The organism is Pseudomonas sp. Q1-7 (assembly GCF_028010285.1).
Taxonomy (GTDB): Bacteria; Pseudomonadota; Gammaproteobacteria; order Pseudomonadales; family Pseudomonadaceae; genus Metapseudomonas.
Genome location: NZ_CP116304.1, coordinates 899,776 through 918,107 on the forward strand (window position 1 = coordinate 899,776; position 18,332 = coordinate 918,107).

General features: G+C 68.5%; 19 protein-coding genes and 2 riboswitches. Of the genes, 9 read left to right on the forward strand and 10 right to left on the reverse strand.

What is annotated here, in order from left to right; all coding sequences use genetic code 11:
• Positions 1–77: 77 nt before the first annotated feature.
• Together cobN and cobW are read right to left on the reverse strand one after the other, a co-directional pair.
• Positions 78–3,812, reverse strand: a complete 3,735-nt coding sequence (gene cobN / locus PJW05_RS04100) for a cobaltochelatase subunit CobN (RefSeq protein WP_271410472.1) — start codon at positions 3,810–3,812, stop codon at positions 78–80.
• A gap of 116 nt (positions 3,813–3,928) precedes the next feature.
• Positions 3,929–4,981: a cobalamin biosynthesis protein CobW gene (gene cobW / locus PJW05_RS04105; RefSeq protein ID WP_271410473.1), complete on the reverse strand. Its 1,053-nt coding sequence runs from the start codon at positions 4,979–4,981 to the stop codon at positions 3,929–3,931.
• Positions 4,982–5,073: 92 nt separating this feature from the next.
• Positions 5,074–5,269: riboswitch (cobalamin riboswitch) on the reverse strand.
• Between the two features lie 58 nt (positions 5,270–5,327).
• Positions 5,328–5,543, forward strand: a riboswitch (cobalamin riboswitch).
• Positions 5,544–5,646: 103 nt separating this feature from the next.
• Between cobW and PJW05_RS04110 the strand changes: the two genes are divergently transcribed.
• The 6 genes from PJW05_RS04110 (at position 5,647) to PJW05_RS04135 (ending at position 9,634) form a co-directional block, all read left to right on the forward strand.
• Positions 5,647–5,832, forward strand: coding sequence for a CbtB domain-containing protein (locus PJW05_RS04110; RefSeq protein ID WP_271410474.1), 186 nt, complete (start codon positions 5,647–5,649; stop codon positions 5,830–5,832).
• Positions 5,833–5,842: 10 nt separating this feature from the next.
• Positions 5,843–6,556 carry a CbtA family protein gene (locus PJW05_RS04115; protein ID WP_271410475.1) on the forward strand — a complete coding sequence of 238 codons (714 nt, stop codon included), beginning with the start codon at positions 5,843–5,845 and terminating at the stop codon, positions 6,554–6,556.
• Positions 6,553–6,963, forward strand: coding sequence for a cobalamin biosynthesis protein (locus PJW05_RS04120; protein WP_271410476.1), 411 nt, complete (start codon positions 6,553–6,555; stop codon positions 6,961–6,963). Before PJW05_RS04115 ends, PJW05_RS04120 begins: the two co-directional genes overlap by 4 nt.
• Positions 6,960–7,730 carry a precorrin-4 C(11)-methyltransferase gene (gene cobM, locus PJW05_RS04125; protein ID WP_271410477.1) on the forward strand — a complete coding sequence of 257 codons (771 nt, stop codon included), beginning with the start codon at positions 6,960–6,962 and terminating at the stop codon, positions 7,728–7,730. The genes PJW05_RS04120 and cobM overlap by 4 nt, the downstream gene beginning before the upstream one ends.
• 97 nt (positions 7,731–7,827) lie before the next feature.
• Positions 7,828–8,712: a sugar nucleotide-binding protein gene (locus tag PJW05_RS04130; RefSeq protein WP_271410478.1), complete on the forward strand. Its 885-nt coding sequence runs from the start codon at positions 7,828–7,830 to the stop codon at positions 8,710–8,712.
• Positions 8,705–9,634 (forward strand): NAD-dependent epimerase/dehydratase family protein, encoded by a 930-nt coding sequence (locus PJW05_RS04135; RefSeq protein ID WP_271410479.1) that lies wholly within the window; start codon positions 8,705–8,707, stop codon positions 9,632–9,634. Before PJW05_RS04130 ends, PJW05_RS04135 begins: the two co-directional genes overlap by 8 nt.
• 330 nt (positions 9,635–9,964) lie before the next feature.
• On the opposite strand, the gene PJW05_RS04140 is transcribed toward PJW05_RS04135, so the two are convergent.
• From PJW05_RS04140 to PJW05_RS04160, 5 genes are all read right to left on the reverse strand, one after another.
• Positions 9,965–10,636, reverse strand: a complete 672-nt coding sequence (locus PJW05_RS04140) for an OmpW/AlkL family protein (RefSeq protein WP_271410480.1) — start codon at positions 10,634–10,636, stop codon at positions 9,965–9,967.
• A gap of 141 nt (positions 10,637–10,777) precedes the next feature.
• Entirely contained in the window at positions 10,778–11,296 is a 519-nt protein-coding gene (locus PJW05_RS04145; protein ID WP_271410481.1) for a DUF3299 domain-containing protein, read from the reverse strand.
• Positions 11,297–11,303: 7 nt separating this feature from the next.
• Entirely contained in the window at positions 11,304–12,566 is a 1,263-nt protein-coding gene (locus PJW05_RS04150) for an ABC transporter permease (protein WP_271410482.1), read from the reverse strand.
• 1 nt (position 12,567) lies between these two features.
• Positions 12,568–13,275, reverse strand: coding sequence for an ABC transporter ATP-binding protein (locus tag PJW05_RS04155; protein WP_271410483.1), 708 nt, complete (start codon positions 13,273–13,275; stop codon positions 12,568–12,570).
• Positions 13,276–13,314: 39 nt separating this feature from the next.
• On the reverse strand, positions 13,315–13,896 hold the full coding sequence (locus tag PJW05_RS04160) for a DUF2796 domain-containing protein (protein WP_271410484.1): 582 nt from the start codon (positions 13,894–13,896) through the stop codon (positions 13,315–13,317).
• Positions 13,897–14,003: 107 nt separating this feature from the next.
• Between PJW05_RS04160 and PJW05_RS04165 the strand changes: the two genes are divergently transcribed.
• Entirely contained in the window at positions 14,004–14,351 is a 348-nt protein-coding gene (locus PJW05_RS04165; RefSeq protein ID WP_271410485.1) for a hypothetical protein, read from the forward strand.
• A gap of 85 nt (positions 14,352–14,436) precedes the next feature.
• On the opposite strand, the gene trxA is transcribed toward PJW05_RS04165, so the two are convergent.
• The 3 genes from trxA to PJW05_RS04180 form a co-directional block, all read right to left on the reverse strand.
• A complete protein-coding gene (gene trxA, locus PJW05_RS04170; RefSeq protein ID WP_271410486.1) occupies positions 14,437–15,306 on the reverse strand; it encodes a thioredoxin in 870 nt (289 codons plus the stop codon).
• Positions 15,307–15,556: 250 nt separating this feature from the next.
• Positions 15,557–16,210: a class I SAM-dependent methyltransferase gene (locus PJW05_RS04175; protein WP_271410487.1), complete on the reverse strand. Its 654-nt coding sequence runs from the start codon at positions 16,208–16,210 to the stop codon at positions 15,557–15,559.
• Entirely contained in the window at positions 16,207–16,632 is a 426-nt protein-coding gene (locus PJW05_RS04180; protein ID WP_271410488.1) for a YbaY family lipoprotein, read from the reverse strand. Before PJW05_RS04180 ends, PJW05_RS04175 begins: the two co-directional genes overlap by 4 nt.
• 113 nt (positions 16,633–16,745) lie before the next feature.
• On the opposite strand from PJW05_RS04180, the gene nrdR reads away from it, so the two are divergent.
• Both nrdR and ribD read left to right on the forward strand, forming a co-directional pair.
• Positions 16,746–17,210, forward strand: coding sequence for a transcriptional regulator NrdR (nrdR, locus tag PJW05_RS04185; RefSeq protein ID WP_044872644.1), 465 nt, complete (start codon positions 16,746–16,748; stop codon positions 17,208–17,210).
• On the forward strand, positions 17,210–18,316 hold the full coding sequence (ribD, locus tag PJW05_RS04190) for a bifunctional diaminohydroxyphosphoribosylaminopyrimidine deaminase/5-amino-6-(5-phosphoribosylamino)uracil reductase RibD (protein WP_271410489.1): 1,107 nt from the start codon (positions 17,210–17,212) through the stop codon (positions 18,314–18,316). Before nrdR ends, ribD begins: the two co-directional genes overlap by 1 nt.
• Positions 18,317–18,332 lie beyond the last annotated feature (16 nt).

Consider the following 18,332-nt stretch of genomic DNA (forward strand, 5'->3'; position numbering starts at 1 on the left):
AGGTTGGGTAGAGCCTGCGAAACCCAACGTGCGGGCTCTACCTCGAAACGTTGGGCTTCGCTGCGCTCTGCACCAACCTACTGTTCTTCGCTATCGAGCAGCAGGTTCTCGATCGCCTCGCGGTAGTCGCCCGGGTTTTCCCATAACCCGCGCTGCTGGGCTTCCACCAGGCGCTCGGCGATATCGCGCAGGGCCTCGGGGTTGTGCTGGCGAATGAACGCGCGGGTGTCCGGGTCCAGCAGGTAGGCATCGGCCAGTTGCCGGTACTGGTGGTCGTCCACCAGTTCGCTGGTGGCGTCGAAGGCGAACAGGTAGTCCACGGTCGCGGCCAGTTCGAACGCCCCCTTGTAGCCGTGGCGCTTCATGCCGGCGATCCACTTCGGATTGGCCGCGCGGGCACGAACCACGCGGGCCAGTTCTTCCTTGAGGCTGCGGATGCGTGGCAGGTCGGGCTGGCTGTGGTCGCCGTGGTAACTGGCGACCCTTTCCCCGCGCAGGGTTTCGGCGGCGGCGAGCATGCCGCCCTGGAACTGGTAGTAGTCGTTCGAATCGAGCAGGTCGTGCTCGCGGTTGTCCTGGTTCTGCAGCACCGCCTGCAAGCGTTGCAGGCGCTGGGCGAAGCGTTCCCGAGCCGGGGTGCCGGCATCCTGCGCGCCATAGGCATAGCCGCCCCAGTTGAGATAGACCTCGGCCAGCTCGGCGCGGTCCTGCCACTGGCGTGCCTCGATGGCGCCCTGCACGCCGGCGCCGTAGGCCCCGGGCTGGGCACCGAAGACCCGCCAGCCGGCCTGCAGGCGGGCATCTTCGACGGCCAGGCCTTCGGCGGCGAGGCGTGTGCTTTCCTGTTTCACCCGTGCCGCGAGGGGGTTCAGGTCCTCCGGTTCGTCCAGTTCAGCCACGGCCTGCACGGCGGCGTCGAACAGGCGGATGAGGTTGGCGAAGGCGTCGCGGAAGAAGCCCGACACCCGCAGGGTCACGTCCACCCGCGGACGATCCAGCAGGGACAACGGCAGGATTTCGAAGTCTTCCACTCGCTGGCTGCCGGCCTGCCACACCGGCCGCACGCCCATCAGCGCCAGGGCCTGGGCGATGTCGTCGCCGCCGGTGCGCATGGTGGCGGTGCCCCACACGGAAATACCGAGCTGGCGCAGGTGGTCGCCCTGGTCCTGCAGGTGGCGCTCCAGCAACAGGCTGGCGGACTGGAAGCCCAGGCGCCAGGCGGTGGGCGTGGGTAGATTGCGCACGTCCACGGTGAAGAAGTTGCGCCCTGTGGGCAGTACGTCGAGGCGGCCGCGGCTCGGCGCGCCGCTGGGGCCCGGCGGGACGAAGCGGCCTTCCAGGGCGGCCAGCACGCCGCCGATTTCGGCGCCGCCGCAGGCATCCAGGGTGGGGGCGATCCGGGTCCGCAGGTTGTGGATAACCGCATCGCTGGCGGCGCCGATGGAGCCGAAGTCGCGGGTCTCGATCAGGCCCAGGGCGAGCAGTTCCAGGCGTTCGCGGGTGTCTCCATTGCTGCGCCAGGGTTCCGCGCTGATGGCGTCCAGCACCGCAGGGCGCGGGCCTTGCCAGGGCTCGCCCCAGTTCAGGTCGAGCGGGTCGCTTCCCAGTTTCAGGTCACTGGCCAGGGCACGCAGCAGGCTGGCGTTGGCGCCCTTGCCATCGCTGCGCGGTATCCGCACCAGGGACAGCAGGGTGTCATCCCGCAGGCGTCCGGACGGCGACTCGCCGAACACATGGAGGCCATCGCGGATCTGCGATTCCTTGAGGTCGCAGAGGTAGGCATCCAGTTGCGGCAGCCAGCTGTCGGCGTCGTCGTTGAGGCCGAGGTTCAGCTCGCGGTCGAGTGAGGTTGCCCTCACCAGTTCGAGGATTTCTCCCCGCAGTTGCACGGCCCGGCGCGGGTCGAGCAGGGTCGCGTCGTAGTATTCGTCGGCCAGCCGTTCCAGGTCGCGCAGGGGCCCGTAGGTCTCGGCGCGGGTCAGCGGCGGCATCAGGTGGTCGATGATCACCGCCTGGGCGCGGCGCTTGGCCTGGGCGCCTTCGCCGGGGTCGTTGACGATGAACGGGTAGATGTTCGGCAAGGGGCCCATCACCGCGTCCGGCCAGCACTCGGCGGACAGGCCGACGCCCTTGCCCGGCAGCCATTCCAGATTGCTGTGCTTGCCGACGTGGACCAGCGCGTCGGCGGCGAAGACCTCCCGCAGCCAGAAGTAGAAGGCCAGGTAGCCGTGGGGCGGCACGAGGTCGGCATCGTGGTAGATGGCCGCCGGGTCCAACTGGTAACCGCGTGCCGGCTGGATGCCGACGAAGGCGAGGCCGCAGCGCAGGCCGGCGACCATCATCCTTCCGGCGCGGAACATCGGGTCCTGCTGCGGCTCGCCCCAGCGCGCGCGCACCGCGTGCTGGTTGGCCTCCGGCAGGCGGGCGAAACAGGCGAGGTAATCGGCCAGCGCCAGGCTTTGCGCGCAGGGACGCAGGTCGAGGTTGTCCAGGTCGTTGCTGACGCCACCCAGCAGGCTGTGGATAAGTGCCGTGCCGCTGTCCGGCAGACCGGCCACGGGATAACCCTCGGCCTCCAGGGCGCGCAGGATGTTCAGCGCCGCTGCCGGGGTGTCCAGGCCCACGCCGTTGCCGATGCGGCCGTCGCGGGTGGGGTAGTTGGCGAGAATCAGCGCGACGCGCTTGTCGGCGTTGGCCTTGCGCGCGAGCGCGCACCAGCGCCGGCCCAATTCGGCGACGAAGTCCATGCGCTCGACCTGGGGCAGGTAGCAGACCACGTCGCTCTGGCTGCGCTCGCTGCGCCAGGCCAGGCCCTTGAAGCTGATGGGGCGGGTGATGATGCGGCCATCCAGTTCCGGCAGGGCGATGTGCATGGCCAGGTCGCGCGGGCCCAGGCCTTGCGGGTTTTCGCGCCAGAGCGGTTCGTTGTCCAGCGAGCAGATGGCCTGCAGCACCGGAATGTCGCGGCGGAACGGGCGCGGGCCGGGAGTGTCCGGGTTGGACTGGGCGAAGCCGGTGGTGTTGATGATCAGACTGGCGTCGGCCGCGTCCAGCCAGTGCTCCACCGTCTCCAGGCATTCGGCCTCCTTGAGGCTGGCGACGGCGATGGGCAGCGGATTCAGGCCCTGGGCGGCGATGCGCGCGCAGAAGCTGTCGATGAAGGCTGTGTTGGCGGCCTGCAAGTGGGTTCGGTAGAAGAGCAGGGCGGCCACCGGCTGTCCGGGCTGCCACTCGGATTGCCAGTCGTCCAAGCGCGCCGGGCTCAGGCGCGGGTGGTAGAGGGCGACGCGGGGCAAGGCGCGGGGTTCGCTCCAGGGGTAGTCGCGGTCAAGCCAGCGGCTGGCCAGGCAATGGAAGAGCTGTCGCGCGTTGTCCAGGCCGCCCTGGCGCAGGTACTGCCAGAGGCGTTCGGCCTCTTCGGCGGGCACGTTGCACAGGCCGGTCAGCTCCGGGTCGGGGCGGTCGTCACCGGGTACCAGTATCAGCGTCGCGCCACGCTCGGCCAGCGTCACCAACTGCTCGATGCCGTAGCGCCAGTAGCCGACGCCGCCATGCACCGAGATGAGGATCACCTTGGCGTGTTGCAGCACTTCGTCGACATAGAGGTCCACCGAGGCGTGGTTCTGCAACTGCATGGGGTTGGCCAGGCGCAGGCTGGGGTAGTCCGCCGGCAGCTCGCGGGCGGCCTCGGCCAGCAGCGCCAGGTGGGAGTCGCCGCTGCAGAGAATCACCAGCTCGGCAGGCGTCTGGGCCAGGTGGGCGATGCCGTCGTCGGGGACGAAGCCGCCGGGTTGGGTGCGCAGGAGGTGCATGCTCTTTTACCCCCTCTCCCTCTGGGAGAGGGTTGGGGGGAGGGAAGGTCCCCGCGCCCGGCTATTGCCCTCACCCCCGGCCCCTCTCCCGATGGGGGAGGGGCGTTGTGCGTGCCTCATGCCAGCGCAGTCCGCAGCTCATTGGCGATGGCGACCTGGTCCAGCTCCTGGCCGATCACCACCAGGCGGGTGCCACGGGGTTCGTCGGCCAGCCATTTGCGGTCGAAGTGCTTGTCGAAGCGCTTGCCGACGCCCTGCACCAGCAGGCGCATGGGTTTGCCGGGGATGGCGGCGAACCCCTTGATGCGCAGGATGGCGTGGCGTTCCACCAGTTGGCCGAGGGCGCTGAGCAGCGTGGTTTCGTCCACGTCCGGCAGGTCGACGTGGAAGGAATCGAACTCGTCGTGATCGTGGTCCTCGTGGCCTTCGTGGTCGTGGTGGGTGGGGCGGCTGTCGATGTGCAGCTCGGCCTCGGCATTCAGGCCCAGGAGGATATCGAGCGGCAGCTTGCCGGCGCTGGCCTCGACGATCTTCACCGCCGGCGGCAGCTCTTCCGCCACCTCGGCGCGCACCGCGGCCAGGGCGTCGGCGCTGAGCAGGTCGGCCTTGTTCAGCACCACCAGGTCGGCGCTGGCCAACTGGTCCTCGAACAGCTCGTGCAGCGGCGATTCGTGGTCCAGGTTCGGGTCCTGGCGGCGCTGCTCGTCCACCTGTTCGGGGTGGGCGGCGAAGGTGCCGGCGGCCACGGCCGGGCTGTCGACCACGGTGATCACCGCGTCGACGGTGCAGGCGTTGCGGATTTCCGGCCACTGGAAGGCTTGCACCAGTGGCTTGGGCAGGGCCAGGCCGGAGGTTTCGATGAGGATCTGGTCGAGGTCGCCACGGCGTGCCACCAGCTCGCGCATCACTGGGAAGAACTCTTCCTGCACGGTGCAGCAGAGGCAGCCGTTGGCCAGCTCGTAGACGCGGCCCACGGCCTCTTCCTCGCTGCAGCCGATGGCGCATTGCTTGAGGATTTCGCCGTCGATGCCCAGCTCGCCAAATTCGTTGACGATCACCGCGATGCGCCGGCCGGAGGCCGAGTCCAGCATGTGACGGAGCAGGGTGGTCTTACCGGCGCCGAGGAAGCCGGTGACGATGGTGACGGGGAGCTTGGCCAGGGTTTTCATGCGCGCCTCTGCGTGGTCGGTCGGCGGGCATGACGAACGCAGCGGGGCTCGCCCCGCGCAACGGATTCGCCACCGGATCACCCCGCCCGGTTGTGTGGAATGTCGTCGAGGCAGGTCTCCTGGCTCTCGCCCGGCCCGTTTCGGGGCCTTTCCTTCGCCTTCCCGCATGAAGCAGTGGCATTTCGAAGGCGTTCGCGGCGATCACAGTTGCGGGGGCAGCCGTGGCCTTGACCACGTTCCCTCTTAGCTCCGGGACGTGCCCGGAGAACCTCGAAAGGGCGAAGGCTACGCAGGGCGCCAACGGCGGTCAATCGCGCCAGTTGACGCTTGGTCGGTCTCGTGTTGTCCTAGCGCGGATTTTTCAGGTGCCTTGCGTCGCCGTACGCGAGGTGAAACGGGAAGTCGGTGCATCCAATTTCGGATAAGTCCGACGCTGCCCCCGCAACGGTAAGCGAACGTAGGGATTAGTAGGCCACTGTGCTTTCGGGCATGGGAAGGCAAGCCCATCCTGCCATCGGCAGGCGTCGCAAGCCCGGAGACCGGCCTGATCACGTTTTGGCAACCCGCGGTGGGCGGGCGCAAGCCGGAAATCGGGGTGCCTGTGCGCCCGCTTCCCTCATGCGCGTTCCCCTGCCGCCATCACTCGCAACGCAGAGGGAACCTCCATGTCCAGCCGCACCCTGTCCCATTCCGCCGCTTCGTCATCGACCCTGGCCCAGCGTCTCGTCCTGGCCATCGGTGCCGGCCTGATCGGCCTGTCCCTGGTGTATTTCGCCGGCTTCTCGCATATCGAGGCTGTGCACAACGCCGCCCACGACACCCGCCACAGCGCCGCCTTCCCCTGCCACTGAGTAAGCTCCGATGATCAAGCGCATTGCCCAGACCGCCGGGTTCGCCGGCCTGATCGCCGCCCTGGTGCTGACCCTGTTGCAGAGTCTGTGGGTCACGCCGCTGATCCTCCAGGCGGAGACTTACGAGACCGCCGAGCCGGCGCCTGTGGAACAGCCCCACGAGCATGAACACGGCGGCGCCGCCGTGGCCCACATCCACGATCACAGCGACGAAGCCTGGGCCCCGGAAGACGGTTGGCAGCGCACCCTCGCCACCGGGGGCAGCAACCTGGTGGTGGCGGTGGGCTTCGCCCTGATCCTCGCCGGGTTGTTCAGCCTGCGCGGCCCGACCCGCGCCTGGCAGGGCCTGCTCTGGGGGCTGGGCGGTTTTGCCACCTTCGCCCTGGCGCCGTCCCTCGGCCTGCCGCCGGAGCTGCCGGGCACCGCCGCCGCCGATCTGGCCCAGCGCCAGACCTGGTGGGTAGGCACCGCCTGCGCCACCGCTGTGGGCCTGGCGCTGATCGCCTTCGGCCGCCACTGGGCCCTGCGCGTGGCCGGCCTGCTGCTGCTGGTGATCCCGCATCTGCTGGGCGCGCCGCAACCGGACGTCCACACCAGCCTAGCGCCTGAAGCCCTGGAGCACGCGTTCATCGCGGCCTCGCTGATCACCAATGCCCTGTTCTGGGCGGTGCTGGGCTGGGCCGCCGCCTGGCTGCACCAGCGCCACGCGTCGCCCTCCGTTTGAAACTGGTCGCCGGGCTGGGTTGCCGACGCGGCTGCCCGGCGGACGAGTTGCAAGGCCTGCTGCGGCAGTGCCTGGCCGAGGCCGGCGCGTCCTTCGAGGCGCTGGTCGCGCTGGCCAGCGCCGAAGGCAAGGCGGCGGAGCCCGGGCTGAACGACCTGGCCAGGGAGCTGGGGCTCCCGCTGCATTGCCTGCCTGTGGATAAGCTGGTTGCCCAGGAACGGCGCCTTAGCCAGCCTTCCGAGCCGGTGCGCGCGGCCAGCGGCAGTGCGGGGGTGGCCGAAGCCGCCGCCCTGGCCCTGGCTGACACCCTGTTTGGCAGTCGCGCCGTCCTGCTCATCGACAAACGCCGCAGCGCCAGCGCCACCTGTGCCCTGGCCTGCCTCCAGCACGAGGTAGAACGGCCATGACCGTTTATTTCATCGGCGCCGGCCCCGGCGATCCGGAACTCATCACGGTGAAGGGCCAGCGGCTGATCCGCTCCTGCCCGGTGATCCTCTACGCCGGTTCGCTGGTGCCGGAAGCGGTGCTGGCCGGGCATTGCGCAGAGCGCGTGGTGAATACCGCCGAACTGCACCTGGAGGAAATCGTCGCCCTGCTGGCCGAGGCCCACGCCAGGGGGCAGGACGTGGCGCGGGTGCATTCCGGCGATCCGTCCCTCTACGGCGCCATCGGCGAGCAGATCCGCCACCTGCGTGCGCGGGGCATTCCCTACGACGTGGTGCCGGGGGTGACTGCCACCTCCGCCTGCGCCGCCCTGCTGGGCTGCGAGCTGACCCTGCCGGAGGTGTCCCAGACGCTGATCCTCACCCGCTACGCCAGCAAGACACGGATGCCGGAAGGCGAAGCGCTGGGCGACCTGGCGCGGCACCGTGCGACCCTGGCCATTCACTTGGGGGTAAGCCAGTTGGCGAAAATTGTCGAAGAACTGCTGCCGCATTACGGCGCCGAGTGCCCGATCGCGGTGATCCACCGCGCCAGCTGGCCGGACCAGGAGCAGGTCACCGGCACCCTGGGCGACATCCTGCCCAAGGTGGCGGCACGGGATTTCCGCCGCACCGCGCTGATCCTGGTGGGTGAGGTGCTGGCCGCCGAGGGCTTCGCCGATTCCTCCCTCTACCGCGCCGAGCACAGCCATCTGTTCCGCCCGGCGCGGGCGGAGCCGCCACGCGGTTAGTGACGTACGGCGGTGAAACCCGCAGAATGCGGCTCTTAAGCGGCGGGCGAATGACCCGCCCACTCCCTCTAACCGGCTTTAAGCGACCTTTTTCTCTATGCGAATGCGCTTGATGCTGTTGGGTGGCGGCAATTCACTCGGACAGGCGCTGATTCGCCTGGGGGCCGAGGAAGACATTGGATTTCTCGCTCCGCGTCCGCCCGAACAGGGCTGGGACGCCGCCAGCCTGACGCAGCTGCTCGATGACACCCGGCCCGACGCCGTGGTCAACCTCGCCTACTACTTCGACTGGTTCCAGGCCGACGAAGTCAGCGATGCCCGCCTGGCCGCCCAGGAGCGCGGCGTGGAGCGTCTGGCCGAACTCTGCCAGCACCACGGCATCGTCCTGCTGCAACCTTCCACCTATCGGGTGTTCGACGGTTCCCGCGCCACCGCCTACAGCGAGAAGGACGAAACCGTCCCCCTCAGCGCGCGTGGCCAGGCGATCTGGCGCATGGAGCAGAGCGTTCGCGCGACCTGCCCCAAGCACGTGCTGCTGCGCTTCGGCTGGTTGCTCGACGACAGCCGCGAAGGTGCCCTCGGGCGTTTCCTCGGCCGCGCCGAACAGGCCGACGAGATTTGCCTGGCCGACGACCGCCGGGGCAATCCCACGCCGGTGGACGATGCCGCGCGGGTGCTGCTGGCCGTGCTCAAGCAACTGGATTGCTCCGCGCCGCTCTGGGGGACCTACCACTACGGCGGCCACGAGGCGACCACACCCCTGGCCTTGGGCCAGGCGCTGCTCGCCGAGGCCCGCGCCCTGCACCCGCTGAAGGTGCAGGACATCACGCCCCAGGCCCACGCCGCCCGCCCCGACGCGGCGGAAGAACCGCAGAACGCGGTGCTGGCCTGCAAGAAAATCCTCCACACCTTCGGCATCAAGCCGCGCGCCTGGCGCGCCGCGTTGCCGACCCTGCTGGATCGTTACTACCGCCATGGCTGATTCTCCCATCCTCATTACGGGCGGCGCCGGTTTCATCGGCTCGCACCTGGCCGATGCGCTGCTTGCCAAGGGCCACGCCGTGCGTGTGCTGGATAACCTCTCCACCGGCAAGCGCGCCAACCTGCAACTGGATAACCAGCGGCTGGAACTCATTGAGGGCGACGTGGCCGATGCCGCCGTGGTGGCGCGTGCCATGTCCGGCTGCAAGGCGGTGGCGCACCTGGCGGCCGTGGCTTCGGTGCAGGCCTCGGTGGATGACCCGGTGGCGACCCACCAGAGCAACTTCATCGGCACCCTGAACGTCTGCGAGGCCATGCGCCGGCACGGCGTGAAGCGGGTGGTCTTCGCGTCCAGCGCGGCGGTGTACGGCCAGAACGGCGAAGGCACGGCCATCGACGAAGACACGCCGAAGGCGCCGCTGACGCCCTACGCGGTGGACAAGCTGGCCAGCGAGCAGTACCTGGACTTCTACCGCCGCGAACATCGCCTGGAGCCGGCGGTGTTCCGCTTCTTCAACATCTTCGGGCCGCGCCAGGACCCGTCTTCGCCCTATTCCGGGGTGATCAGCATCTTCACCGAGCGCGCCCTGGCCGGGCTGCCGATCACCCTGTTCGGCGATGGCGAGCAGACCCGCGACTTCGTCTACGTCGGTGACCTGGTGCAGGTGCTGGTGCAGGCGCTGGAAGCGGAGTGGCTGGAGGCCGGCCCGGTGAATGTCGGCCTCAACCAGGCCACCAGCCTCAAGCAATTGCTCGCCGCCATCGGCGACGTGCTGGGCGACCTGCCGCCAGTGACCCATGCCGAGCCGCGTGCCGGGGATATTCGCCACTCGCGGGCGAACAACGCGCGCCTGCTGTTGCGCTACGACTTCCCCACGGCGACACCGCTGCGCGAGGGCGTGGCGCGCCTGCTGGGGCGCTGAGCCCGCCTGACCTGCCTATGGTTTCCCTGGTGGGAGCGAATTCATTCGCGCCGGGCCGCATTGCGGCCCCATGAGTCCTTGGGCAGGACTGCGTCCTGCTTTCGCGAATGAATTCGCTCCCACCCCCATCCTGTGTATTCCTCCAGATACGAAAAAGGCGCCCGGAGGCGCCTTGAAAGAACTGGGTCAGAACCTGTCCATGAGCTTGCGAGCTAGAGAAGAACAAGGCGGATATGGCTGAGGATGCGGAGTTCACGAGCTGTAAATGAGCACATCCGAAGCCATTTCCAACGCAGTTATTCCGACGCGCAGCGGGTCATGGGCAGGTTCTCAGAACTTGTAGCCGACACCCACCATGTAGACCCATGGGTCCACGTCCACATCGACCTTGACCTTGCCGACACCGGCCAGGTCGGTGGTGGCCTGGGTGTCGATGTCGATGTACCAGACGGCGGCGTTGAGCAGGATGTTGTCGGTCAGCATGTAGTCCATGCCCACCTGTGCGGCGAGGCCCACGGAATCGTCCAGGTCCAGGTTACTGAAGCCCTGGGCCTTGCGCGCGCTGGTCAGGTCCTCGTCGAAGAACAGGGTGTAGTTGATGCCCGCGCCGACATAGGGCTGGAAGGCCGAATTCGGGTCCAGCGGGTAGTACTGCAGGCTGAGGGTCGGCGGCAGTTGCTTGATGTCGGCCAGCTTGCCGTCGAGGCCGCCCAGGCCTTTCACGCCCACTTCGTGCTGGAAGGGGGTGGCGGCCAGCAGTTCCAGACCGATGTGGTCGGTGAGCATGTAGGTGCCGGTCAGGCCGAGTTGGGTGTCGTTTTCCAGGGTGGCCTTGGTGCCACCGACCTTGGTGCCGGCGATGGACAAGGCGGAGCTGTCTTCATTCGGGGCGACGGTGGCGGCGCCTGCGCGGACGATCACATCGCCGGCCTTGTGGGCCTGGGCCAGGGGCGAGGCAACGGCGAGAGCGAGCAGGGAGGCGGTAAGAAGATGCTTGCGCATGGATGGCTCCAGTCGGTTCTAAGTGTGTTGGACTGGTGCCAGTTTCGTTAGTTAGGAAGCTTCGTATCTTGATCCAGAGCAATGCCGCTGGGTGCGGACGGCAAAAAGGCCCGGTAAATCCGGGCCTTGGCGTATCCAGGGTCAGCTGGCGGGTGATTCGTAGGGGTAGATCTTGTTCGCGTCCATCTGGTAGCCGGCTTCGGCCAGCTCGCTGCTGCTGGCCTGCACCCGCAGGGGCCCCTCGATCCAGAAGGGCTGGTAGAGGGCATCCAGCAGCACACCCAGTTCGCTTTTCACATGGACGATCTGGTTCGACGGCGGTGGCGGCACGTGGATGCAGGCGCCAAAGTAGGGCACCAGCAGGAACTCGGTGACGCGCCCTTCCTCGGTGACTTCCAGGGGCACGATATAGCCCGGCAGCTTAACGTCCTGGCCGTCGAGCGCCTTGACCACCGGTGCCGCCGGCGATTGCTGGGTGGCGGCGGGGCCAGCCTCGGCGCTGAGGGCGTCGGACAGTTGCGAGAGGTCGTGGATGGGCGCGGGCGGCGCGGGTGGCGGCGCGCCTTCGGGGATCATCTCGGACCAGGTGAGTTCGCGCGGCTCGCCAGCCCAGAGTGGTGAGGAAAGGGTCAACAACAGAGCCAGCAGCACGCGCGTCATGGAGGTCTCACAGGCGAATGGAAAGGCCGTCGGCCAGCGACTGCCGGTAGGCACGCCAGGCCGGCACCACGCCCATCAGCAGGGCGGCGGCCAGAATAGCGCCGAGCAGCGACCACTCATAGGGGCTTGGCAGGGCCAGGGGCAGGTAGAGGCCGTAGTTGGCCTGCACGTAGCCCTGGCCGAGGCCGATGCCCAGGTACAGCAGGCCCAGGCCCAGCGTCGCCCCGGCCAGGGCCAGGGCGAAGGCTTCCAGCACCAGCAGGCTGCCGATATGCCAGGGCCGCGCGCCCACCGAGCGGAGGATGGCCATTTCCCGGCGGCGCTCGTTGAGGCTGGTGAGGATGGCCGTGAGCATGCCGATCAGGCCGGTGAGCACCACGAACAGCGAGACGACGAACAGCGCCTTCTCGGCCGTGCCCATCAGGCTCCACAGCTCCTGCAGGGCCACGCCGGGGAGGATCGCCAGCAGCGGTTCGCCACGGTACTCGTTGATCTGCCGCTGCAGCGCGAAGGTGGCGATCTTGCTGTTGAGGCCGAGCATGAAGGCGGTGATCGCCTTGGGTTGCAGGTCCAGGGCGCGGGCCTGGTCGGCGCTGACCTTGCCGGCCCCGCGTGCGGGGACGCCGTTCTGCCAGTCGACGTGCAGTGCCTCCATGCCGGCCAGGGAAATGTGCAGGGTACGGTCCACCGGGGTGCCGGTGCGGGCGAGGATGCCGACCACGGTGAACGGCTTGTCGTCGTGCTGCACCAGGCTGACGGTGCTGACGCCGTGGGCGAGGACGATGCGCTCGCCGAGCTTGTACTGCAGCGCCTCGGCCACGTCGGCGCCCAGCACCACCTCGAACAGGTCGGCGAAGGGCTTGCCCTCGGCCAGGCGCAGCGGCTGGCCGCGGCCGTAGCGGTAGTGCTCGAAATAGGCGGCGCTGGTGCCCATCACCCGGTAGCCGCGGTGGGAGTCGCCGAGGGAGACGGGGATGGCCCATTTGACCCGTTTGTCCTGGCTAATGGCCTCGAAGCTGTCCCAGCGGATGTTGTTGGTGGCATTGCCGATGCGGAACACCGAGTAGAGCAGCAGGTTCACCGAGCCGGAGCGCGCGCCGACGATCAGGTCGGTGCCGCTGATGGTGCTGGCGAAGCTGGCGCGGGCCTCGGTGCGCACCCGTTCCACGGCCAGCAGCAGGCAGACCGAGAGGGCGATGGCGAAGACCGTCAGCAGGGCCGTGAAGCGGCGGTTGGCAAGGCTGGCCAGGGCCAGGCGCAGCAGATACATCTCAATCCTCCTCGATGCGTGCGGCGCGGTTCAGCTCCGCCAGGGACAGGCTGCGGTCGAACAGCGGCGCCAGGCTCTGGTCATGGCTGACGAACAGCAGGCTGGCACCGGCGTCGCGGCATTCGGCGAAAAGCAGGTGGAGGAAAGCCTCGCGAGCATCGAAGTCCAGCGCCGAGGTGGGCTCGTCGGCGATCACCAGCTCTGGCTGGCCGATCAGCGCGCGGGCGGCGGCGACCCGCTGCTGCTGGCCGATGGACAGGGCGTCGGCGCGGCGTTGCAGCAGTTCTTCCTTCAGGCCCAGGTGGCGCAGCAGGGTCGCGGCGGCCGCGTCGACGCTGCCGTGGCGCTGGCGGGCGCGTGCGGCGCGCAGGCGCGAGAAGCGGCAGGGCAGCTCGACGTTCTCCCGCACCGAGAGGAATGGCAGCAGGTTGAACTGCTGGAAGATGTAGCCGGTGTGGTCGACGCGAAAGTGGTCGCGGGCGCTGGCGGAAAGCGTCGCCAGGTCCTGGCCGAGCAGGCGGATGGTGCCGCGTCCGGGTTGCTGCACGCCGCCGAGCAGCCCCAACAGGGTGGTCTTGCCGCTGCCGCTGGGGCCTTTGAGGAAGAGGCTTTCGCCCCGTTTCAGCGAGAACGCCGGGATATCCAGCAGCTCCCCGTGACCGGGCCAGGCGAAGCCCAGCCCCTGGAGTTCGATCAGTGTCTGGCTCATGGGCAAGCGACCGGGTTACCCCGGTCGGTTCGTGGGAAATTAGAAGCTCAGGCTGGCGTTGGCGGCGGTGAGTTCCGCGCCTTGCTGGCCCTTCGGGCCGATCAGTTGTACCTGAATTTTCCGGGTGGCGGGGAAGCGCTTGAACAGCTCGGCGAGGTCCAGGGCCTTCAGCGCCTCGGGGGCGGCGCACGCCAGGCGGTACTGGGCATGGACGTCGGTGTGCGCCTGCTCCTCGGCGTGCTCGTCATGGCCTTCGTGGTCATCGGCGTGGTCGTCGCCGAACAGCGGACTTTCCAGCTCCTGGGAGGCCACCTTGCAGCCGGCCGCGGCGGGCAGGGCGAAGAGCGCCAGGGGCTGCTCCAGTTCGGCGCGGGCGGCGGCCACCTTGGCCTTGTCGGCAGCGCTGTTCACCGCGTGCTCGAAGCCCACCAGGTTCATGGCCGGGCTTTCCAGCTCCAGCTCCAGGGTCTTGCCGTCCAGTGCCGCGTTGAGCCGCGCCACCCCGTGCTCGTGGGCGTCGAGGCTGCCATGTGCGTGGTCATGGTCGTGTTCGTGGTTCTGGGCCTGGGCGATGGCCAGGGGCAGCAGGGCGAGGGGGAGGGCGAACAGCAGGCGACGCATGGGCGTGACTCCAAGGCGAGGTATTGGTTTGCGTTACGTTATAACAAATGTGGGCATCTCGCCAGCGAAGTGGGAGCATTGCCCAGTCGTTTCTGGAGGAGTGGGACATGCTGCGCATACGTGGACGGATCGGTGACTGGCCGGTGGACCTGACGGTGGAGATGGACGCCGAGGACTGGGACCAACTGGCGAGGCGGATTTCGCCTGAGGCGGTGGCGCAGGTTCCGGCGGCGCCAAGGACGCCCGGCGCCCCGCGCAGCGACGCGCTCTGGGAGACCGCTCAGCAAGTGCTGCGCGAGGCTGGACAGATGGAAGGACCGCGCCTGCTGGCCGAGCTGGAGGGCCTGGCCGGCGGCGTGGCGGCGGGCAAGCGCCTGCTGGTGCGCCTGCGCCACAACGAGCAGGTGCACGTCGAGGTGCGGGAAGACGCGCCGCTGTATATCTGGAAGGGCTGAGGACCCGCGCGTTGGGCTTCGTGTCTCAGCCCAACCTACAGGCGTAGGTTGGTGCCGAGCTTGCGAGGCCCAACGGCCAGGGCGATCAATAGATGGCGTTGTACAGCTTGCGGCGGTAGGTGGTGACCAGCGGGTGGTCGTTGCCCAGCAGGTCGAACACCTGCAGCAGCGTCTTGTGGGGCAGGCCGTTGTCGTAGCCGCGATTGCGCACGAAGAGCTTGAGCAGGGCCTCCAGCGCGGGTTCGTACTGCTGGCGGGAAAGCTGCTGCACCGCCAGTTGGTAGACCGCTTCGTCATCGCCGGCGTCCTGCGCCAGGCGGGATTTCAGGTCGGCCACTTCCGGCAGGTCGGCGGCCTGGCGGAGGAAGGTCAACTGGGCGCGCGCGCCGGCCAGGGCCTGCTTGTGCTCGTCGCTCTTCACCGCATTGAGTACGCTTTCCGCTTCGCCCAGCTCACCGCGCTCGGCCAGGCAGCGGGCGTAGAGGATCAGACCGGCGGCATTGGTGTTGTCCTCGGTCAGCAATTGCTTGAGCAGGTTCTCGGCTTCGCCGATGCGGCCGTCGCTGAAGGCGGCCTGGGCGGCGTCCAGCAGGTTTCCCTGGGGTGTGGCCGGCATCTGCACATGGGGTTCGAGCATGGCGCGGATGGCCGATTCCGGCTGGGCGCCGGCGAAGCCGTCCACCGGCTGGCCGTCCTTGAACAGCACCACGGTGGGCAGGCTGCGGATGCCGAAGCGCATCACGATGTCCTGCTCGATGTCGCAGTTGACCTTGGCCAGCAGCAGTTCGCCCTGGTAGGACTCGGCGATCTGCGCCAGCAGCGGCATCAGCGCTTTGCACGGCGCGCACCAGTCGGCCCAGAAGTCGACCAGCACGGGCTTGTGGAAGGAGTTCTGGATCACCGCCTGGTCGAAATCGGCGCCGGTGGTATCGAAGATGTAGGGAATGTCGCTCATCTGGAGTCTCGAAAGCGCGAAAGGATGGGCGAATCATACGGCCGCCGGAGGCAGCCGCCTACAGGAAGACGCAGGCTGGATGCGAGCGCCGGGCTTCCCCGTTACTCGGTCTGCTCTACCCGTAGGAGCGAATTCATTCGCGAATCGGGCCGCAGGTCCGGCCCCGGGAAACCACTCGGGAGCGCTGCGCACGCCATCGCGAATGAATTCGCTCCCACAAGGTATGTCCCACCCATGACCCGCACCCGCGTCAGCGTATCGCGTGATACAGGCTCACGCTGCGGAATTCCGCCGGTTCGGCCAGGTCCGGCCAGGTGCAGGCGTCGAGCACGGCCAGGCGGGTGTAGAGCGGGTGCTGGAAGTCGCGGACCCGCGAGTCGGCCACCAGGGCCTGACGCCCGCGACTGAGGAAATGGTCGAGCAGCGGCAGGTTGGCGCGGTCGTAGAGCACGTCGGCGACTATCACCAGGTCGAAGCGGTCCTCTTCCTGGAAGAAGTCCGTCGAGTAGTTCAGCTCTACCCCATTCAATGCCGCGTTGGCGCGGCAGGCGTCCAGGGCCAGCGGGTCGAGGTCACAGGCCACCACGTCGAGGGCGCCGGCCTTGGCCGCGGCGATGGCGGCGACGCCGGAGCCGGCGCCGAAGTCCAGCACGCGCTTGCCCGCCACCCACTCCGGCTTTTCCGCCAGCCAGCGCGCCAGGGCCAGGCCGCTGGCCCAGCAGAAGCACCAGTAGGGCGGCTCTTCGAGGATGCGCCGGGTTTCCTCGGGGCTGAAGGCCCTGTCCATGTTGCTGGCGTCGATCAGCCAGAGCTTGAGATCGGTGCCGGGCAGGGTTTCCGCGCTCAGGCTGGCATCGCCCAGCAACTGGCCAAGGGCCTGCTGAAGCGGCTGTGGAGCTTTCATGGTGCGGGCACCATGTGCAGGGTGCCCAGGGCCTGGCTGTCCGGCTGCAGGATGAGGCGCGGCTGCAGCTTGAGGATCAGGCGTCCGGACAGCGTGGCGCGGGCGCGCAGTTCCACCCGTTCGCCACGGGGGAAGGCTTCGGGGTTGAACAGCAGGCGGAAAGGCAGGGGACCGCCGTTGCCACTGAGCACCAGGCTGCCCAGCAGGCGTTGTGGCCGGTCGCGGGAATCGACGCTCAACAGGGCCATCTCCACTTCGCTGCCCGATGGTGGCAGCTGCAGTACGCCGCTGAGTTCGCGCAGGTGCGCGGGCGTGGCCTGTACCTTCGGCGCGGGAGTCGGGGCAGGCTGGGGCGGGGCGGGCTCTTCGCTGGCGCAAGCCGCCAGCAGGGCCGCAAGGAGCAGGGGGAGGACTGGGCGCATCGGGGCTTCCTGATCTCTGTGCGCGGGCCTTATAGCGCAAAGGCGTCGACTTGTCTTGCCTCGGGGATGCGCTACCATGGACCACCTTTTCTGCCGATGCCCTCCCGAACGCCATGCACTGTCCCTTCTGCGGCGCCCACGACACCAAGGTCATTGATTCGCGGTTGGTCGCCGAGGGCGATCAGGTGCGCCGCCGTCGCGAGTGCCTGGCCTGCGAAGAACGCTTCACCACCTTCGAAACCGCCGAGCTGGTGATGCCCCGGCTGATCAAGCAGGACGGCAGCCGTCAGCCCTTCGACGAAGACAAGCTGCGCGCCGGCATGCAGCGCGCGCTGGAAAAGCGCCCGGTGAGTGTCGAGCGGCTGGAAGCGGCCATCGCCCACATCAAGCATAAACTGCGCGCCACCGGCGAACGCGAGGTGAAGTCGCGGGTGCTGGGCGAGCTGGTGATGGCCGAGCTGCAGAAGCTCGACGAAGTCGCGTACATCCGCTTCGCCTCCGTCTACCGCCGCTTCCAGGATCTCAACGAGTTCCGCGAGGAAATCGAACGCCTGGCCCGCGAGCCCTCGAAAGACTGATGGCCGGTAACGATCAGGCCTACATGGCCCGCGCCCTGGAGCTGGCGCGCAAAGGCGTCTACTCCACTCATCCCAATCCCCGCGTCGGTTGCGTCATCGTGCGCGATGGTCAGGTCGTCGGCGAAGGCTGGCACGTCCGCGCCGGCGAGCCGCATGCCGAAGTCCATGCCCTGCGCCAGGCCGGTGAACGGGCCCGTGGCGCCACCGCCTACGTCACCCTGGAACCCTGCAGCCACCATGGCCGCACGCCACCCTGCGCCGACGCCCTGGTGGCCTCCGGTGTCGGCCGTGTGGTGGCGGCCATGCAGGACCCCAATCCCCAGGTCGCCGGCCGTGGCCTCCAGCGCCTGGCGGACGCCGGCATCGCCGTCGCCAGCGGTGTGCTGGAAGCCGAGGCGCGCGCGTTGAATCCCGGTTTCATCAAACGCATGGAGCAGGGCCTGCCCTTCGTGCGGGTCAAGCTGGCCATGAGCCTGGATGGCCGCACCGCCATGGCCAGCGGCGAAAGCCAGTGGATCACCGGCCCGGCGGCGCGTTCCGCCGTGCAGCGCCTGCGCGCCCGCGCCAGCCTGGTGCTGACCGGCGCCGACACCGTGCTCACCGACGCCGCGCGCCTCACCGTGCGCGGCGACGAACTGGGGCTGGACCCCGAACTCACCGCCCTGGCCGTCAGCCGCCCGCCGTTGCGCGTCCTGGTGGATGGCCGACTGCGGGTGCCCGCCTCCGCGCCCTTCTTCCAGGCCGGTCCGGCGCTGGTGGCCACCGCACTGGAAGGCCGTAACGCCCATCCGGGGCACGAGCTGCTGGCGCTGCCCGGCGCCGATGGCCATGTCGACCTGCGCCGCCTGCTGCTGAAGCTGGCCGAGCGTGGCGCCAACGAGGTGTTGGTGGAAGCCGGCCCGCGCCTGGCCGGCGCTTTCGCCCGCGAAGGGCTGGTGGACGAGTACCAGATCTTCATCGCCGGCAAGTTCCTTGGTTCCAGTGCGCGCCCGCTGCTGGACTGGCCCCTGGAGCGGATGGCCGAGGCGCCGGAGCTGACGATCGTCGAGATACGGGCCGTGGGCGACGACTGGCGGGTTATCGCGGTTCCCCGCGTTCCCGCCTGATTTCCCGGTCGCCGGC

Excerpts from the sequence above, each read along its gene's own strand:
- PJW05_RS04155 (WP_271410483.1), bottom strand. The coding sequence starts at position 13,275 with ATGAGCCAGACACTGATCGAACTCCAGGGGCTGGGCTTCGCCTGGCCC.
- PJW05_RS04115 (WP_271410475.1), top strand. The coding sequence starts at position 5,843 with ATGATCAAGCGCATTGCCCAGACCGCCGGGTTCGCCGGCCTGATCGCC.
- PJW05_RS04130 (WP_271410478.1), top strand. The coding sequence starts at position 7,828 with ATGCGAATGCGCTTGATGCTGTTGGGTGGCGGCAATTCACTCGGACAG.
- cobN (WP_271410472.1), bottom strand. The coding sequence starts at position 3,812 with ATGCACCTCCTGCGCACCCAACCCGGCGGCTTCGTCCCCGACGACGGC.
- PJW05_RS04110 (WP_271410474.1), top strand. The coding sequence starts at position 5,647 with ATGTCCAGCCGCACCCTGTCCCATTCCGCCGCTTCGTCATCGACCCTG.
- PJW05_RS04140 (WP_271410480.1), bottom strand. The coding sequence starts at position 10,636 with ATGCGCAAGCATCTTCTTACCGCCTCCCTGCTCGCTCTCGCCGTTGCC.
- trxA (WP_271410486.1), bottom strand. The coding sequence starts at position 15,306 with ATGAGCGACATTCCCTACATCTTCGATACCACCGGCGCCGATTTCGAC.
- PJW05_RS04180 (WP_271410488.1), bottom strand. The coding sequence starts at position 16,632 with ATGCGCCCAGTCCTCCCCCTGCTCCTTGCGGCCCTGCTGGCGGCTTGC.
- PJW05_RS04160 (WP_271410484.1), bottom strand. The coding sequence starts at position 13,896 with ATGCGTCGCCTGCTGTTCGCCCTCCCCCTCGCCCTGCTGCCCCTGGCC.
- PJW05_RS04165 (WP_271410485.1), top strand. The coding sequence starts at position 14,004 with ATGCTGCGCATACGTGGACGGATCGGTGACTGGCCGGTGGACCTGACG.
- PJW05_RS04135 (WP_271410479.1), top strand. The coding sequence starts at position 8,705 with ATGGCTGATTCTCCCATCCTCATTACGGGCGGCGCCGGTTTCATCGGC.
- PJW05_RS04175 (WP_271410487.1), bottom strand. The coding sequence starts at position 16,210 with ATGAAAGCTCCACAGCCGCTTCAGCAGGCCCTTGGCCAGTTGCTGGGC.
- PJW05_RS04145 (WP_271410481.1), bottom strand. The coding sequence starts at position 11,296 with ATGACGCGCGTGCTGCTGGCTCTGTTGTTGACCCTTTCCTCACCACTC.
- PJW05_RS04150 (WP_271410482.1), bottom strand. The coding sequence starts at position 12,566 with ATGTATCTGCTGCGCCTGGCCCTGGCCAGCCTTGCCAACCGCCGCTTC.
- nrdR (WP_044872644.1), top strand. The coding sequence starts at position 16,746 with ATGCACTGTCCCTTCTGCGGCGCCCACGACACCAAGGTCATTGATTCG.
- cobM (WP_271410477.1), top strand. The coding sequence starts at position 6,960 with ATGACCGTTTATTTCATCGGCGCCGGCCCCGGCGATCCGGAACTCATC.
- cobW (WP_271410473.1), bottom strand. The coding sequence starts at position 4,981 with ATGAAAACCCTGGCCAAGCTCCCCGTCACCATCGTCACCGGCTTCCTC.
- ribD (WP_271410489.1), top strand. The coding sequence starts at position 17,210 with ATGGCCGGTAACGATCAGGCCTACATGGCCCGCGCCCTGGAGCTGGCG.